At 66.1% G+C, this 17,020-nt stretch carries 15 protein-coding genes; 7 read left to right on the top strand and 8 right to left on the bottom strand.

Features of this window, described 5'->3' with window-relative positions:
• Nucleotide 1: 1 nt before the first annotated feature.
• Together uxuA and CYD53_RS21140 are read right to left on the bottom strand one after the other, a co-directional pair.
• Complete coding sequence (gene uxuA, locus CYD53_RS21145) at nucleotides 2-1,201, bottom strand: mannonate dehydratase (RefSeq protein WP_103720060.1); 1,200 nt, start codon at nucleotides 1,199-1,201, stop codon at nucleotides 2-4.
• A gap of 45 nt (nucleotides 1,202-1,246) precedes the next feature.
• The gene (locus CYD53_RS21140; protein WP_103720059.1) at nucleotides 1,247-1,942 is read right to left on the bottom strand and encodes a GntR family transcriptional regulator; all 696 of its coding nucleotides are present in this window, start codon (nucleotides 1,940-1,942) and stop codon (nucleotides 1,247-1,249) included.
• Between the two features lie 343 nt (nucleotides 1,943-2,285).
• On the opposite strand from CYD53_RS21140, the gene CYD53_RS21135 reads away from it, so the two are divergent.
• The 6 genes from CYD53_RS21135 (at nucleotide 2,286) to CYD53_RS21110 (ending at nucleotide 8,446) form a co-directional block, all read left to right on the top strand.
• Nucleotides 2,286-3,356, top strand: coding sequence for an ABC transporter ATP-binding protein (locus CYD53_RS21135; protein ID WP_103720058.1), 1,071 nt, complete (start codon nucleotides 2,286-2,288; stop codon nucleotides 3,354-3,356).
• A complete protein-coding gene (locus tag CYD53_RS21130) occupies nucleotides 3,353-4,243 on the top strand; it encodes an ABC transporter permease (RefSeq protein ID WP_103720057.1) in 891 nt (296 codons plus the stop codon). Before CYD53_RS21135 ends, CYD53_RS21130 begins: the two co-directional genes overlap by 4 nt.
• 5 nt (nucleotides 4,244-4,248) lie before the next feature.
• A complete protein-coding gene (locus CYD53_RS21125) occupies nucleotides 4,249-5,082 on the top strand; it encodes an ABC transporter permease (RefSeq protein WP_103720056.1) in 834 nt (277 codons plus the stop codon).
• 112 nt (nucleotides 5,083-5,194) lie between these two features.
• The gene (locus tag CYD53_RS21120) at nucleotides 5,195-6,379 is read left to right on the top strand and encodes an extracellular solute-binding protein (protein ID WP_103720055.1); all 1,185 of its coding nucleotides are present in this window, start codon (nucleotides 5,195-5,197) and stop codon (nucleotides 6,377-6,379) included.
• A 1-nt stretch (nucleotide 6,380) separates the two neighbouring features.
• Entirely contained in the window at nucleotides 6,381-7,421 is a 1,041-nt protein-coding gene (locus tag CYD53_RS21115) for a Gfo/Idh/MocA family protein (RefSeq protein ID WP_103720054.1), read from the top strand.
• Nucleotides 7,418-8,446 carry a Gfo/Idh/MocA family protein gene (locus tag CYD53_RS21110; RefSeq protein WP_103720053.1) on the top strand — a complete coding sequence of 343 codons (1,029 nt, stop codon included), beginning with the start codon at nucleotides 7,418-7,420 and terminating at the stop codon, nucleotides 8,444-8,446. Before CYD53_RS21115 ends, CYD53_RS21110 begins: the two co-directional genes overlap by 4 nt.
• A gap of 29 nt (nucleotides 8,447-8,475) precedes the next feature.
• Here CYD53_RS21110 and CYD53_RS21105 read toward each other — a convergent pair whose 3' ends face one another.
• Nucleotides 8,476-9,618 carry an AGE family epimerase/isomerase gene (locus tag CYD53_RS21105; RefSeq protein WP_103720052.1) on the bottom strand — a complete coding sequence of 381 codons (1,143 nt, stop codon included), beginning with the start codon at nucleotides 9,616-9,618 and terminating at the stop codon, nucleotides 8,476-8,478.
• Nucleotides 9,619-9,814: 196 nt separating this feature from the next.
• Between CYD53_RS21105 and CYD53_RS21100 the strand changes: the two genes are divergently transcribed.
• Complete coding sequence (locus CYD53_RS21100) at nucleotides 9,815-11,029, top strand: extracellular solute-binding protein (RefSeq protein WP_103720098.1); 1,215 nt, start codon at nucleotides 9,815-9,817, stop codon at nucleotides 11,027-11,029.
• An 87-nt stretch (nucleotides 11,030-11,116) separates the two neighbouring features.
• Here the strand turns inward: CYD53_RS21100 and CYD53_RS21095 are convergent, their stop codons facing one another.
• From CYD53_RS21095 to CYD53_RS21075, 5 genes are all read right to left on the bottom strand, one after another.
• Nucleotides 11,117-12,097, bottom strand: a complete 981-nt coding sequence (locus CYD53_RS21095; RefSeq protein ID WP_103720051.1) for a peptide ABC transporter ATP-binding protein — start codon at nucleotides 12,095-12,097, stop codon at nucleotides 11,117-11,119.
• Complete coding sequence (locus CYD53_RS21090; protein WP_103720050.1) at nucleotides 12,094-13,119, bottom strand: ABC transporter ATP-binding protein; 1,026 nt, start codon at nucleotides 13,117-13,119, stop codon at nucleotides 12,094-12,096. The genes CYD53_RS21095 and CYD53_RS21090 overlap by 4 nt, the downstream gene beginning before the upstream one ends.
• A 4-nt stretch (nucleotides 13,120-13,123) precedes the next feature.
• Complete coding sequence (locus tag CYD53_RS21085) at nucleotides 13,124-14,035, bottom strand: ABC transporter permease subunit (protein ID WP_103720049.1); 912 nt, start codon at nucleotides 14,033-14,035, stop codon at nucleotides 13,124-13,126.
• Between the two features lie 13 nt (nucleotides 14,036-14,048).
• On the bottom strand, nucleotides 14,049-15,059 hold the full coding sequence (locus tag CYD53_RS21080) for an ABC transporter permease subunit (RefSeq protein ID WP_103720048.1): 1,011 nt from the start codon (nucleotides 15,057-15,059) through the stop codon (nucleotides 14,049-14,051).
• A gap of 159 nt (nucleotides 15,060-15,218) precedes the next feature.
• A complete protein-coding gene (locus CYD53_RS21075) occupies nucleotides 15,219-16,835 on the bottom strand; it encodes an ABC transporter substrate-binding protein (protein WP_103720097.1) in 1,617 nt (538 codons plus the stop codon).
• Between the last annotated feature and the right edge of the window lie 185 nt (nucleotides 16,836-17,020).

The raw sequence follows: 17,020 nt of genomic DNA, 5'->3' as shown, positions 1-17,020 counted from the left end.
CTCAGGACAGCGGCCAGCCCTTGGGCGAGGACACGGCCCGCATCACGCCGCGCAGTTCCGCCAGGCCTTTCAGCCGGCCGATGATCGGGTAGCCGGGATGGGTCGGCTTGCCGATGTCGTCGAGCAACTCATGGCCATGGTCGGGCCGCATCGGGATGCGCCAGTTTTCGTCGCCCGCGAGGCGGCGGCGTTCCTGCTCCTCCAGCAGGACCGAGACCAGCGCGACCATGTCGGTGTCGCCGTCGAGATGGTCGGCTTCCATGAAGGAGCCGTCTGGCTCCTTGGCGACATTGCGCAGATGGGCGAAATGGATGCGGCTGGCGAAGCGCTTGGCGATGGCGGGCACGTCGTTATGCGGGCCGGCGCCGAGCGAGCCCGAGCACAGGGTCAGGCCGTTGGCGATGCTATCCACCGCCCCGAGCACGAAGGCGATGTCGTCACCGCCCGAGACGATGCGCGGCAGACCCATCAGCGAGCGTGGGGGATCGTCGGGGTGGATGGCGAAGCGCATGCCGAGTTCCTCGGCGGTCGGGATGATCTCGCGCAGGAAGCGCGCCAGATTCTCGCGCAGGATCGCCGGGGTGATGCCGCTATAGCGGTCCAGCATGCGCCGGAGGCCGGGGATGTCGTAGCGGTCGAAGGCGCCGGGCAACCCGGCCATGATCGTCGCCAGCAATTGCGCCTTGGTGCTTTCGGAGGCGCTCTTGGCCCAATGCCGCGCGGCGTCCAAGGTGGCGGGGGAGAATTCGGCTTCCGCGCCCGGCCGCTCCAGCATGTAGCAGTCGAAGGCCGCGAATTCGACGATGCCGAAGCGCAAGGCGCGGCCGCCGCCGGGCAGGGGATGGGCGAGCTCGGTGCGCGTCCAGTCCAGCACCGGCATGAAGTTGTAGCAGATCGTCTTGACGCCGCAGGCGGCGAGATTGCGCATCGAGGCGCGATAATTGTCGAAAAGCGGGGTGAGGTCGCCTTCGTTCAGCTTGATCCGCTCATGGATCGGCAGGCTCTCGACCACGCTCCAGCGCAGGCCGAGCGACGGGTCGGCGGCGATCAGCGCCTTGCGCTCCTCGATTGCGGCAATGCTCCAGACCTCGCCATAGGGGATATCATGCAGGGAGGTGACGATCCCGCGCGCGCCCGTCTGCCTGATCTGCGACAGCCCGACCGCGTCCTTCGGGCCGAACCAGCGCCAAGTCTCTTCCATAACGTCTCTCCCTGCGGGCGCTTGCTACGCTGCCAGTGTCTTGTCTCAGTCCCGTGGCGGGCCGAGCCTGCTTTTGTCGAAGGCGTCGACATGCGCTTGTGCGATCGCCTCGATCGCGTCGAAAACGGTGCGCAGATGGGCGCGCATCGCAGCTTCCGCGCCGCTCGCATCGCCGCGGCCGACACAAGCCGCGATCTCGCGGTGCTCCCTGAGGATCATGTCCGACCAGGACGGCGTCTCCAGCGAGAGGCAGCGCACCCGGTCGAGCTGCGCCTTGACGGCCTCGATCATGCTCCAGACCGAAGGGTAGCCGGCAAGGCGCGACAATTCGGCATGGAAGCTCTCATCCAGGCGAAAGAAGCTCTTGCGGTCGCCTGCCGCCATGGCCTGGCCCTGCTGCGCGACGAGGGCGTCGAGCCGCGCCTTGCCGGCGGCGTCGATGCGCTCGGCCGCCAGGACGACGGTGCGGCATTCCAGCGTCTCGCGCACGAACTGGCTGTCGTGGACGGCCGCGAGGTCGATCGGCGCGACGAAGGTGCCGGCTTGCGGCCGCACCAGGAGGAAGCCCTCATCGACCAATCGTTTGAAAGCTTCTCGCACCGGCGTGCGGCTGACCCCGAACTGCGCCGCCATGCGCGCCTCCGACATCGCCTCGCCCGGCAAGATCGCGGCGTCGAGGATATTGGCCCGAAGCGCACGGTAAATCTGATCGGCGCTTTGTCCCGCCGTGGAGAAGGTCATTGCATTCTCACTCGCTAGTATACTAGCATACCAATGCCGCGATCAGAGCGTCAACCGTCGTCGGGCGGAAGACGTCACGGAGATTGCAAAGGGGGAGACCCCCGCGCGATGTCCGAATGAAACAAAACAGCGGCGGACATTGTCGGGGAAGAGGCCATGGCACGGGACAGAACCAGCGCGGATGCATCTCGCTTCGAGCGCGATCTCCCAGCAGCAGCGCTTGCCGTCTCGCCTCTCAGCGCATGATCCCGCCCGTGTTTTCGCTCGGCTCCATTCCCTTGTTCGACGCTTCGCTCCCGCCTGCTCCAGGCGGCCTGCGCCTGCCCTCAATCCTGTGGCTTCCATGACAATACACGCAGCGAATTTCCACGAGCTCAGGCTCGATCGACTCAGTCGCGATTTCGGCACGCACAACGCGCTGAAGGACGTCTCCCTGACGATCAAGAAGGGCGAGTTCATCGCGCTTCTCGGACCATCGGGCTGCGGCAAATCGACGACGCTGAACCTGATCGCCGGTCTCCTGCCCGCCACGGGCGGCGGCATCTGGCTCGACGACAAGCGCATCGACCCGCTGCGGCCCGAAGAGCGCGGCTTCGGCATGGTGTTCCAGAACTATGCGCTGTTCCCGCATATGAATGTCCGCCGCAATATCGGCTTCGGGCTCAAGATGCGCGGCCTGCCCAAGGCCGAGATCGACAAGCGCGTCGACGAGGCGGCTGCGCTTGTCCGTCTGCAGAGCCAGGTCGACAAGCTTCCCGGCCAGCTTTCAGGCGGCCAGCAGCAGCGCGTCGCGATCGCCCGCGCCATCGTGGTCGAGCCGCCGCTGGTGCTGATGGACGAGCCCTTGTCCAACCTCGACGCCAAGCTGCGCCTCGAGATGCGCGCCGAAATCCGCCGCATCCACAACACGCTCGGCGCGACCACGATCTACGTTACGCATGACCAGGAGGAGGCCCTGTCGCTCGCCGACCGCATCGTGGTGATGCGCGATGGCGAGGTCCGCCAGGTCGGGGTGCCGGAGGATCTGTTCTCGCGGCCCGATCATCTCGACGTCGCCGAGTTCATGGGCTTCCGCAACGTCGTGGCTGGGCGCGTCACCTCCGTCGATGGCGGCGTGGCGCAAGTCGCGGTCGGCTCTGCCAGCGTGACCGGGCGGGTTCGCGGCGCGGTCACTGCGGGTGTGGCCTGCCATGTCGCGATCCGGCCGGAAGACCTGAATCCGAGCAGCGAAGGCGGGCTCAAGGCGACGATCATCTCGACCGAGTTCCGCGGCCGCGAATTCGTCGGCTTCGCGCGCATGCAGGACGGCACCGACCTGTCCTTCCTGGCTCACACCAAGCTGGAACCCGGCACGAGCGTCACGCTGGGAGCCGATCCCGACCGCGTGCTCGTCTTCGGCGGGGGGGCGGCATGAGCGCTGTTCCCGACACGATCCCGCTCAAGCAGCGGCTCGCGGCGCGCGGCGTCGACGGCTTGACCCTGCTGGTCCTGCCGGCGGTGCTGTTCCTGCTGGCGCTGTTCGTCTACCCGTTCCTGTACGGCCTGGTCTTGTCCTTCAACCCCAAGAACGGCGGCGCGCTGGCGAACTACATCAAGTTCTTCTCCGACTCGTTCCTGTACGGCACGATCGCGACGACGCTCTGGCTCGCGCTGCCGGTGACGTTCCTGACCTTGCTCTTTGCGGTTCCGATCGCCTTCCGCGTCAGGCTGCTGCAGCATCAGCGCCTGCTGACGACGCTATTGGTGATCCCGATCACGCTCGGCACCGTGCTGGTCGCGCAGGGGCTGCTGAACTATCTCGGCCCACAGGGCTGGTTCAACCGGACCCTGCTGACGCTCGGCCTGATCTCGACCCCGATCAAGCTCCTGCACAATTATTGGGGCGTCGTGATCTCGCTGGTGATCACCGGTTTCCCCTTCACCTTCCTGCTGACGCTGTCCTATCTCTCGGGCATCGATCCGGCACTGGAGCGGGCGGCTGCGACGCTGGGGGCAGGCCCCTGGCAGCGCTTCAAGACCATCATGTTCCCGCTGCTGCTGCCGGGGCTGGCGATCACCTTCTGTCTCAGCTTCGTGCAGGCCTTCTCGGTGTTTCCCTCGGCCGTGCTGCTGGGCGCGCCGGCGGGGCCGACGCGGGTGATCTCGATCGCGGCCTACCAGGCCGCCTTCGAGGAGTATGATTATTCGATGGCCTCGGCGGTGGCGATGATCATGGGCGTCGTTCAGCTCGGGATCGTCGTCCTGGTCCTGAGCGCACGTGGCCTGCTTTATCGCGGCCCGGCCGGCGGCGGGAAGGGCTGACGATCATGGTTGCAGATACCCGCCTCTCGACGAAGCTCTGGGCCGCCGCCAACTGGGCTGTCATCGGCTTCTTCCTGCTCAACCTGCTGGCGATGATCGCCACCGTGGTGACGAGCTCCTTCGCCACGCGCTGGCTCGGCACCTGGTTCCCGGCCGGCTGGACCACGCGCTGGTACTCGGCCGCCTGGGCCGAGTTCCAGCTCGACGAGGTGCTCAGCGTCACCTTCCAGATCGTGTTCCTGGTGGTCCTGCTGTCGGGATTGATCGGCGTGCCGGCGGCCTATGCGTTGGCGCGGCGCGAGTTCCCCGGCAAGCGGCTCGTCATGCTGCTGTTCCTGCTGCCGCTCCTGGTGCCGCCGATCACCTTCGGCATTCCGCTGGCGACAGTGCTCTACCGCACTGGCCTGGCGGGTTCGATGTCGGGCGTCGTGCTCGCCAATCTGGTGCCGACAGTGCCCTTCGTCATCCTGGTGATGATCCCCTTCATCGAGCAGATCGACACCAAGATCGAGGCGGCGGCGCGCGTCTTCGGCGCCAACACCTTCAAGCTTTTCGTGCATGTGCTCCTGCCCTTGCTGATGCCGGGCATTCTCGCCTCGCTACTGCTCGTGCTGGTGCGCACCATCGCGATGTTCGAACTGACCTTCCTCACCGCCGGCCCGACCAGCCAGACGCTGGTGGTGGCGCTCTACTACGCCGTCTTCGCGGCCGGCGTGCGCGCCGTCCAATCGATCGACGCGATGGCGGTGGTTTACATGGTCACGACGCTGATCTGGCTCGTGATCGCACTGCGCTTCGTCAACCCGACGCAGATCGTCGGGCGGGGAGGGCGGCGCTGACGGGGGAACTAGCGCAGCCGGCTCGAAGCCGGCTGCGACGGGATGCATGCAAGGCCCCGGCGCGCCCAGTCTCGGGACGCGGATAGAGGGTCGAACCTTCAGGGAGAGAGCCATGACAGATTCGACATATCCGACACGCAGACGCGTCGTGGCCGGCGCGGCGGGACTTGCCGCGCTCGCAGCGACGGGGGCCCATGCCCAGGCCGCGCCGGTGGCGCTCAACATCATCGATGTCGCGGGCAATCTGCAATTGACGCAGGCCGCGATCGAGCGCTTCGGCAAAGACAATCCCAAGCTGATCTCGCGATTGAATTTTTCGCGGGCTCCCTCACCGGAACTGCCGGCGAAGCTCAAGGCGCAGCAGGAGGCCAACCGCGTCGATATCGACCTCGTCCTGACCGGGCCGGGCGCGATGTCGGACGGCATCCAGCAGGGCCTGTGGGTCGATGTCTGGAAATCGCATACGGCGAAACTGCCCAAGGCCGAGGAGGTCTATCACGAGCAGGCGCTGATGATGCAGCGTAATTTCGGCCAGAACGAAGGCGTCGCCGTCGTCTATTCGCCGTCGGGCCCGCTCTTCGAATATGCGCCCGAACGCCTCAAGGTCGTGCCCAAGACGGCCGAGGAGTTCCTGGCTTACGTCAAGCAGAACCCGAAGCGCTTCACCTATGCCCGGCCGGTCAATTCCGGCCCCGGCTGGACCTTCCTGCAAGGCCTGCCCTACATCCTCGGCGATGCCGATCCGTCCGACCCGATGAAGGGCTGGGACAAGAGCTGGGCCTATCTCAAGGAGCTCGGCACCGGCATCGACTACTATCCGGGCGGCACCACGCCGACGATGAAGGAGCTCGGCGAAGGCACGCGCGACGTCATCGTCTCGACCTTGGGCTGGGACATCAATCCGCGTGCGCTCGGCATCGTGCCGAAGGAGGCCAAGGTCTTCGTGCTGGCCAACACGCACTGGATTCCCGACACTCAGTTCATGTGCATCCCCAAGGGCGTGCCCGCCGACAAGATCGCCGTGCTGCTGGCGCTGATGTCGCATATGCTGAAGCCCGAGGCGCAGGCCGCGACCTATGACAAGGGCTATTTCTACCCGGGGCCGGCAGTGAAGGGCGTGACGCTCGCCATGGCGCCGCAGGAAAGCCGCGACGTTCTCACTGAATATGGCCGCCCGGAATATGACGATCTCATCGCCAAGCTGCCGACCAGGCCGCCCTTGACGCCGGAGCGTCTCGTTGCCGCCTTCCGGCGCTGGGACCAGGAGATCGGCGTCGGGCACGGAGCACCGAAATAGGATGCGCTTCGCCGCCACAGGGCTGGACCACCGCCATATCTTCCACATGGTGGGCGGACTCATCGAGGCCGGCGCGCACTGCGTCGGCTTCGATCTGCGGACCGGCGACGAGCGCGTGCTTTCAGGCTTCCGCGAGCGCTTTCCCGCGCTCGCGCCGCGCGGTACGGACGAGCTTCTCGACGACCCCTCGATCGAGCTGATCGTTTGCGCCGGCATTCCCGATGAGCGCGCTGCGCTCGCGGTCCGGGCGATGCGAGCCGGCAAGGATGTCATGGTCGACAAGCCCGGCGTCACCACGCCGGCGCAACTGGCCGAGGTCGAGGCGGTCGTGGCGGAGACCGGGCGCATCTTCTCGGTCTGCTTCTCCGAGCGCTTCATCGTTCCCGCGACCATCATCGCCGGCAAGTTGATCGCGGACGGAGCGATCGGGCGTGTCGTGCAGACGATCGGGCTCGGCCCGCATCGGCTCAATCGCGCGATCCGGCCCGGCTGGTTCTTCGACAAGGCCAGGTTCGGCGGCATCCTGACCGATATCGCCTCGCATCAGATCGACCAGTTCCTGCACTTCACCGGCTCGCGCGAGGCCGAGATCGTGGCTTCCGCAACCGGCCATTTCGGCGCGAATGATCTGCCCGACTTCGAGGATTTCGGCGAGATCCTGCTGCGCAGCCCGCAGGCCGGCGGCTATATCCGCGTCGACTGGTTCACCGCCGACGGCCTGCCGACATGGGGCGACGGGCGGCTCACCATCCTGGGGACCGAGGGCACGATCGAGCTGCGCAAATATGTCGATGTCGCAGGCCGACCGGGGACCGACCATGTCTTCCTCGTCGACAAGGTCGGCACCCGCCATATCGACGCCTCGCAGGAGCCGTTGACCTATTTCCGCGACCTCGTCGCCGATATCGGCGCGCGGACGCAGACGGCCATGGCGCAGGCGCATGTCTTCACGGTCTGCCGTTTGGCGTTGGAGGCGCAGGCCCGGGCCGTGCGCCTGCAAGGCGAACCGGGCCGGGCCATGCCAGGGAGTGCACGCGCGTGACGGGCAAGATCGGCATCGCCATCATCGGGCTTGGGCCGGCTTCGCTGCCGCATTCCAAGAGCCTGCTCGATCTCGCGGAGCGCAGCAAGGTGCGCTGGGCGGTCAGCCGCTCCCAGGAGCGCACGGAAGCCTTTGCCAGGCAGTTTCCCTTTCCGGTGACGACGGACCTAGACGCTGTCCTCGCCGATCCCGCTGTCGATGCGGCGATCGTTCTGACGCCGCCGAGCAGCCATCTCGATGCGTCGGCGCGCTGCCTTGAGGCCGGCAAGCATGTCCTGGTCGAGAAGCCGCTGGAATTGACCAGCGCGCGCGGCGCCCGCCTCGTCAAGGCGGCGCGCAAGGCCGGCAAGGTCTTCGGCGTCGTGCTGCAGCACCGCTTCAGGCCGGCGAGCCTTCGCCTCAAGGCGGCGCTGGATGGCGGCGAACTCGGCAGCGTCGAGGCCGCTTTCCTGCGCGTGCCGTGGTGGCGGCCGCAATCCTATTACGACGAGCCGGGGCGCGGTTCGCTGGCGCGCGATGGCGGCGGCGTCTTGCTGACGCAGGCGATCCATTCGCTCGACCTGTTCCGTTCGCTGGTCGGCGTCTCCAGGGTCGTGGCGGCGCAGGCCCGAACGACGGCGTTGCACAGAATGGAGACGGAGGACTACGTTTCGGCCCTGCTCGAAACCGGCAGTGGTGCGCCCGCGACATTGGTCGCGACCACGGCCGCCTATCCCGGCTATCCCGAGCGCATCGAGATCATCGGCAGCAAGGGATTTGCCGCATTGGTGGGTGGCCGGCTGGAATTGTCGTTCCTCGACGGTCGCTCCGAGATCGTCGAGGCCGAGGGCTCGACCGGCAGCGGCGCCAACATCATGGATTTCCCGCATGACGCCCATCGCGCCGTGATCGCGGATTTCCTCGATGCGATCATGCAGGGCCGCGATCCGGTCGTGACCGGCGAGGAGGCGCTGGCATCGCAGCGGCTCGTCGACGATATCCTCGCGGCAGCCGGCTGGAAGGCTGGCGAGGGAGCGGTCTCATGAGCCCGGGCTCGCGTCGCTGCTCACATGTTCTACGGCAGCCGGGTCTCCGGTCGCAGCCGCACGATCTCGGTGCAGGCGAGCAGCAGATGGTAGAGCACGCGCACCGGAACCGGTTCGATGATCGCTTGCCCGGCGCTGTCGATCTGGTTGACCCAAAGCCCGGTCTTGCGATCGACGAAGCGGTCGAACATCAGGCGCAGATGGCCGTCGAGCCGATCGATGGCAACCTCGTCGCCTTCGAACTCGATCCGCGCGACAAGCGCCTTGAGATACTCGGTCTGGGGCCAGAGCAGCGCCGCGCCGTTCAGAACCGCTCCGCCGGGGTCGATCTCGTTGATAATGGGATGCGTGGTGCCGGCGCTCCGGTGCCGCTCGGCGAAGCCGTAGAGCCGGCGTGCGTCGACGCGGGCGCTGGCGGAATGCGTCAATCGCTCATGGTGGTAGAGCAGCCAGGTCCATTCGTAGTGGTGGCCGGGCTCGCGGACGAGCCCGCGCGGTTCCGGCCAGGCGCTCCAATCCTCGCTGAAGAACTCCCCGAGCGAATCCGTCGCCTTATCGAGCATGCGTGCGCGCATCAGCGCGACGATGGCATCTGCGCGCGCGCGCCAGCGTCTGTCGCCGCTCGCTTCGGCCAAAGCGTGGCAGGCTTCGAGCAGGTGCATATGCGGGTTCTGCCGGCGCGGCAGGGTGCCCAGCGTATCCTCCCTGAAGCCGCCATCGGGATGGGCGAGCTGCGTCTCGATGAAGCCCATCACCTCTTCGGCCCGCGCGACAGCCTGGCCATCGCCGCTCGCCCTGGCGAACCAGCCGAGCGAAAACAGCACGAAGGCGAGGTCGTAGCAATCGGAGCGCGCATCGACGGCCTCTCCGCTCGTCCTGCAGCGATGGCAGAAGCGGCCATCGGGGCGCCGGCAGGTTTCCCAGAGGAAGGTCATGCCGTGGCGCGCGGCGTCGAGTGCTCCGGGCACGCCCAGCAGATGCGCGTGGCTGAAGACATATGTCAGGCGCGCCGTCACCAGCGTGCTGCGGATATCGCTGTCGGAGGCCGCCCCGCCGGGCTCGAGCATCTCGACGAAGCCGGGTCGTGCGGGGTCGTAGACGCGCCCGAGCCAGCCCGGCAGCAGCGTGTCCCTCAGCCAGCCGGAAAGCGTGTCGGCGGTGTCGGCAGGCATGACGTCGTCCTTTGCAGGCCCCGGCGTCGGGGCATCTCGAAGGCGATGTATCGGGACGCCGCGAGCTTCGACAAGTGCGCGTCCCGGCCACGCGCCATTTCATTTCCGCATCCGCTTCGGCGCTGCGGCCAAGGACGTCAGGCCTGACGCGATCGAGTTCCGGCCTGACGAAACAACCAAGCAAGGGAGACACATGATGACAGACGATCAGAGGACAAGAAAGCCGGGTGCTTCGCGCAGGCAATTCGTCGAAGGCGGTGCGGCCATGCTGGCGACCCTGCCGGCGCTGGGTGCGACGGGCGCCTTCGCGCAGGCACCGGCGCTGCCGAAGTCGCCGGTTGCGATCAGCATCATCGATGTCGGCGGCGCGCTCGCCCTCGTCCAGAAGCCGCTCGAGAATTATCGCGACGCCAAGAAGAATCTGGTCTCGCGTATGACCTTCACCAAGGCGCCGGCGCCGGAGCTCCCGGGCAAGATCAAGGCGATGCAGGAGGCCAATCGGGTCGATATCGACCTCGTCATCGGCGGGCTCGATGCGCTTGCCGCCGGCATCGAGCAGAACCTCTGGGTCCCGCTGCTTCCGCAGCACTCCGCCTCCCTGCCCGACCCAGCAAAGATCTATCTCAAGGCCGCGCTCGACATGCACAATCTCGGCCAGGGCCAGGGCATGTGCATGGTCTATTATCCCTCCGGCCCGCTGCTCGAATATCTGCCGGCCAAGGTCAAGACGCCGCCGACCACGGCCGAGGAATTGCTGACCTGGACCAAGCAGAACCCCAACCGCTTCCTCTATGCCCGCCCGGCCAATTCCGGCCCTGGCCGGACCTGGCTGATGGGGCTGCCCTATCTGCTCGGCGACAAAGATCCCAAGGATCCGGTCAATGGCTGGGACAAGACCTGGGCCTATCTCAAGGAGCTCGGCCAGAACATCGAATATTATCCGACCGGCACCGGGGCGACGATGAAGGAGCTGGGCGACGGCTCGCGCGACATCATCGTCTCCACCACCGGCTGGGACATCAACCCGCGCGCGCTCGGCATCGTGCCGAAGGAAGCCAAGATCCAGGCGCTGAAGGGTTTTCATTGGGTCTCCGACGCCCAGTACATGTATGTCCCCAAGGGCATCTCGAATGAGAAGCTCGCCGTGGTGCTCGATCTGATGAACCACGTCCTCTCGCCCCAGCAGCAGGCCTATACCTATGACGAGGGCTATTTCTATCCGGGGCCGGCGGTGAAGGACGTGCCGCTCTCCATGGCGCCGCCCGAGAGCCAGAAGGCGATCGCCGAATTCGGGCGGCCGGAATATGCCGACCTCATCGCCAACAATCCGATCGAGACGCCATTGACGCCGGACAAGATGGTCGTGGCCTTCCGCCGTTGGGACGAGGAAGTCGGCACCAAGCGGAAGTAACTCTTCCGCTGGCAGGCTTGGGCCTGAAACAAGAAGGCGGCGCGGATGAACCGCGCCGCCTTTTTCGTATGGGCTCGGTCTCTCGGTTCAGGCGGCTTGGGCGAGGAAGCGCTCGGCGTAGTGGCAGGCGACCAGGCGCTGGTCGAGCTCCCGGGCCGGCGGGCGCTCGCTGCGGCAGAGATCGGTGACATGCGGGCACCGGGTCGAGAAGACGCAGCCCTTGGGCGGGTTCAGCGGCGAGGGCAATTCGCCCTTCAGCACGATGCGCTCGCGCTTTTCGGTGGTGACGCGCGGCGTCGAGGCGAGCAGAGCCTGGGTGTAAGGGTGCAGCGGGCGAGCGAAGATGGCCTGCTTGGGGCCATGTTCGATGGCATGGCCGAGATACATCACCATCACGTCATGGGCGATGTGCCGGACGACGCCGAGATCATGCGAGATGAAGAGATAGGCCAGCCCGAACTCGTCCTGGATATCGGCGAGCAGGTTCAGCACCTGAGCCTGGATCGAGACGTCGAGCGCCGAGACCGGCTCGTCGGCGACCAGCAGTTTCGGCGACAGGATCAGCGAGCGGGCGATCGCGATGCGCTGGCGCTGGCCGCCCGAGAACATATGCGGGTAGCGGCTGTAATGCTCGGGGCGCAAGCCGACCTTGGCCATGATGGCGCGCGCCTTTTCGGTGCGCTCGGCCTTGCTCAGCTTGGTGTTGATCAGCAGAGGCTCTTCGAGGATCGCGCCGATGCGCTTGCGTGGGTTCAGCGAGCCGTAAGGGTTCTGGAAGACCATCTGCACCGTACGGCGCAGCCTCGTCTTCTCCGAGGAGGGCGGGTGGATCGCGTCGAGGCCGTCGAGCGTCAGCGCGCCCGATGTCGGGGCCTCGATCAGGGTGGCCATCCGCGCGAGCGTGGATTTCCCGCAGCCGGATTCGCCGACCACGGCAAGCGTCTTGCCGGGGTCGACCGTGAAGGAGACGCGGCTGACGGCCTGCAGGCTCGCCGGAGCGCGGAACAGGCCGCGCTTGACCGGGTAGGTTTGCGTCAGTTCGCGCGCATCGATGACCGGGTTCGTCACGGCGTCGTCTCCGGGGCCGCGAGCCGATTGCCGCCGGCCGCGCGCAGGGCGTCGCGCTGCGGATCGCCGAGCGGGTAGTGGCAGCGGATCTGCCCGTCCTGCCAGGGCCGCAGCTCCGGCTGGACCAGGCGGGAATGATCGGTGGCATAGGCACAGCGCGGGCTGAACAGGCAACCCTTGGGCCGGTCGTGCAAGCCCGGCACCATGCCGGGAATTGTCGCAAGGCGATGCTCGCCCTCGCTGCGCTCGGGCAGGGCGGCCAGCAGCGCGGCGGAATAGGGGTGCTGCGGGGCCGCGAAGAGCGAGGCGACGTTGCGCTCCTCCATGATCTGGCCGGCATACATCACCATGATGCGCTGCGCCGTCTCGGCGACCACGCCCATATTATGGGTGATCAGGACCAGCGCCATGTCGCGCTCCCGCTGCAGCGAGATCAGGAGATCGAGGATCTGCGCCTGGATGGTGACGTCGAGCGCGGTGGTCGGCTCGTCGGCGATCAGCAGGCGCGGATTGCAGGCGATCGCCATGGCGATCATGACGCGCTGGTTCATGCCGCCCGACAACTGGTGCGGATAGGCCTTCATCCGGCTCTCGGGCGCTGGAATGCCGACCTGCTCGAGCAGCTCGATCGCGCGCCGGCGCGCTGCCTTGCCGTCCATGCCCTCATGCTTCCTGAGTGTCTCGGCGATCTGGAAGCCGATGGTGAAGCAGGGATTGAGGCTCGTGCTCGGCTCCTGGAAGATCATCGCGACGTCCTTGCCGGTGAGCTTGCGGCGCTCCCGGTCGGACATGGCGAGCAGGTCGCGTCCGCCGAACATCAGGCGGTCGGCGGTGATCTTGCCGGGATAGGCGACGAGGCCCATCAGCGCGAGCATGGTGACGCTTTTGCCGGAGCCGGATTCGCCGACGACGCCGAGGATCTCACCCTCGTCGAGCGTCAGGCTGATGCGGTCGACGGCTTTCAGCGTGCCGGCGGAGGTCGGGAATTCGACGCTCAGATTCTCGATTTCGAGCAGCGGCATGGTTCTAGCGTTTCAGTTTGGGGTCGAGGGCGTCGCGCAAGCCGTCGCCGAGCAGGTTGAAAGCGAGCACGGTGATCAGGATCGCCAGGCCCGGCAGCGTCACCACCCACCAGGCGCGCAGCACGAACTCACGCGCATCGGCCAGCATCGTGCCCCATTCCGGCGTCGGCGGCTGTGCGCCCAGGCCGAGGAAGCCCAGCGCTGCGGCGTCCAGGATCGCCGTGGAGACACCGAGCGTCGCCTGCACGATCAAGGGGGCCGTGCAGTTGGGCAGTACTTCGCTGAACATCAGTCGCAGGGTGCCCGCGCCGCTGACCTTGGCGGCGACGACATAGTCCTTCGAGGTCTCGGCGATGACCGCGGCCCGCGTGATCCGGACATAATGCGGCAGAACCACGATCGCGACGGCCAGCATCGCGTTCATCAGGCCCGGCCCCAGGATCGCGACGATGACGATGGCGAGCAGCAGGCTCGGCATCGTCAGCACGATGTCCATCAAGCGCATGATGACGATTTCGGTGACGCCCTTGAAGAAGCCCGCGACCAGGCCGAGCACGATGCCCAGCGCCATGGCGAGCGCCACGACAGCGATGCCGATGACCAGCGAGAGGCGCGCGCCATAGAGCAGGCGCGAGAGGATGTCGCGGCCGATCGCGTCGGTGCCGAGCGGATAGCTCCACGAGCCGCCTTCCTGCCAGGCCGGTGGCTTCAGGAAGACGGCGTTGTTGGTCAGATAGGGCGAATGCGGCGCCAGCACCTCGGCGAAGACGGCCGCCAGCAGCACGAGGACGATGACGACGAGGCCTGCAACCGCGCCGCGATTGGCGCTGAAATAGCTCCAGAACTCGCGCAGGGGATGAGGCGGGGCGCCGGCGGGGGCGGTTGCGCTCGGGGCTTCCAGGGTTTCGGCGGTCATGGTTCAGCGCCCCTCAACGTGCATGGCGGATGCGGGGGTTGATCAGGCCGTAAAGCAGATCGACGAAGAGATTGACGCTCATCACCACGACGCCGATCAAAAGCGTGCCGCCTTGCAGGATCGGGTAGTCGCGCCGGCTGATCGCCTCGATCAGCCATTTGCCGATGCCCGGCCAGGAGAAGATCGTCTCGGTCAGGATCGCGCCGGTGAACAGCACGCCGACCTGCAGGCCGATGACCGTGATCACCGGGATCAAGGCGTTGCGCAGGGCGTGCAGCGCGACGACGCGAAAAGGCGCCATGCCCTTGGCGCGCGCGGTGCGGATATAGTCCTCGCCCAGCACCTCCAGCATGGCCGAACGCGTCATGCGCGCGATCACGGCGAGCGGCACGGTGCCGAGAACGATCGAGGGCAGGACGAGATGCGACAGCGCCGATTTGAAGGCGTCCCAGTCGCCTGCCAGCAGGCTGTCGACGGTGAGGAAGCCGGTGACGGGCTCGATATAGTACTGCACCGCGATGCGGCCGGAGACCGGCGTGATGCCGAGCTGGACCGAGAACAGCAGGATCAGCAGCAGGCCCCACCAGAAGATCGGCATGGAATAGCCCGTCAGCGACAGGCCCATCACGCCATGGTCGAAGATGGAGTTTCGCTTGACCGCGGCGATGATGCCTGCGGGCAGTCCGATTGCGAGCGCGATGAAGATGGCGCAGAGCGCGAGCTCGATCGTCGCCGGGAAGAGCGCGTTGAATTCCGAGATCACGCTCTCGCGGGTGACGATCGACTTGCCGAGATCACCATGCAGCACGCGGCCGATATAGATGCCGTACTGGACCAGCAGCGGCTGGTCGAGGCCGAGCTCCTTGCGCAGCATCTCATGGCGCGTCGCGTCGATGCCGCGCTCGCCGGCCATGGTTTCGATTGGATCGCCGGGCACGAGCCGGATCAGGAAGAAAGCCAGCATCGTGATGCCGATGAAGGTCGGGATCACGAGACTGACGCGTGTGAGGATGAAGCGAAGCATCGGAGCCCCAGTCTTGTCGGCCTGTTCGCCGCGTGAACCGATCGTCGCGACAGATTTTATTTGGTCCTGTTACAACGAGGTCGAGCGTGCCTGCAAATCCTGCCTGTGGATTAGGCAATCCGGGCGCGGCTTTGAGAGGTCCGCGCCCGGCTGTTCCGGTCATTTCGCCAAGGAGACGCCGACGAAGGGCTGGCCGCCGAAGAAGTGGATCTTGTAGTCCTTGACGTCCTTGCGCACCGGCGTGAAAGCCTGCGCATTGGCGAAGAGCAGCCCGCCGACGTCTTCCTGGAAAATCTCCTGCATGCGCACGAACATCTTGGTGCGCTCGGCCTGGTCGGTGATGGTGTTGGCCTTGGTCAGGAGGTCGGAGAACTCCTTGTTGCACCAGCGCGCCCGGTTGGCGCCGGATTTGACGCCGTCGCAATGCCAGCCCGAGAGCAGGATCTGGCTCGGATCGGGATAATCCCAGGTGTAGCCGAACATGCCGACTTCATGGTCGCCGGCACGGCCGCGCTTGAGATATTCGCCCCATTCATAGCTCTGGATCTCGGCTTGGACGCCGATCTTGGCCCAGTCGGCCTGGATCAGTTCGGCGGCGCGCCGGCCATTGGGCATATAGGCGCGCACCACCGGAATGGCCCAGAGCACGGTCTTGAAGCCGTTGGGGTAGCCGGCCTCGGCGAGCAGAGCCTTGGCCTTCGCGGGATCGTAGGGGCGCGGCTTCAAGGCGTCGTCATGCGACCAGAGCGAAGGCGGCACGAGCGCTGCCGCCTGCTTGCCGGTGCCCTGATAGACCGCATCGATGATGGCAGGGATATTGGTGCCGTAGACCAGCGCCTCACGCACGCGCTTGTCGTCGAAGGGCTTCTTCTGCTGGTTGAAGGCGAGGAAGCTCTGATCGGCAATGCTGCCCGAGAGCATGGTCAGGTTGGGGTCGGCCCGCATCGCCGGCAGATCGCCTGGATTGGGATAGCGCGCGATCTGGCATTCGCCGGACTTGACCTTGGCATAGCGCACCGAGGCGTCGGGCGTGATCACGAAGATCAGATCGTTGACCAGCGCCATGCGGTCGCGATTGCCGACAGCCTTGGTCCAATGGTCCGGCACCGCCTTGAAGCGGATCGTCGCATCCTTCTGATAGACGACGAGCGAGAACGGCCCGGTGCCGATAGGCGCCTGATTGACCTGCTCGGGCGTGCCCGCCTTCATCATCGCATCGGCATATTCGGCCGAGAGAATCGACATCGGCTCGACCGAGAGCGCGCTCAGGAGCGGCGCATAAGGCTTGGTCAGCGTGACCTTGAGCGTGTAGTCGTCGAGCTTCTCGACCGCCTTCAGGCTCGGCTTCACGATCTCGCCGAAGAACTGATAATTCGAGCCGCCGACTTTGTAATAGGGGTGGTTCTCGTCGAACATCCGCGTGATCGTGAAGACCACGTCGTCGGCGTTGAAGTCGCGCGTCGGCGTGAAGATCTTGCTGGAATGCCACTTCACGCCCTTGCGCAGCTTGAAGGTGTAGACCAGCCCGTCATCCGAGATCGTCCAGGATTCGGCGAGGCTGGGAATGATCTGGGAGCCGCCGCGCTCGGTCGTGACCAGCTTGTCGTAAATCTGCGCCGCGACATCATAGGCCGTGTTTTGCGACGAGAATTGCGGGTTGAGGAAATCGGGGCTGGCCTCGGAGCAAACGACAAGCGCCTGCGCGCCAGCCGCACTCGGCTGCAGAAGGGCGCTCAGGCCAAAGGCCGCCGCGGCGGCGAACATGCGAACGGACATGGTGGTCTCTCCGAAGACGATCAAAGGCAGAGCTGGACGCGAGAACCGGTTTCCGCCTTTGACAAAACCTGCTCTGGGCTCATTGTTTTTACGCGTTTTCTTCACGCGAACCGGTAGCCACTTCGCTCGAAAACGCTCTAGCAAAACGGGCGCGGCTCGAAAGCCGCGCCCAGCCGTCAATGCAT

It is taken from the genome of Allobosea psychrotolerans (genome assembly GCF_002917105.1).
In the GTDB taxonomy this organism is placed as follows: Bacteria; Pseudomonadota; Alphaproteobacteria; order Rhizobiales; family Beijerinckiaceae; genus Allobosea; species Allobosea psychrotolerans.
The sequence above is the reverse complement of the archived record's forward strand: the minus strand, read 5'-3'. Positions and strand labels throughout refer to the sequence as shown.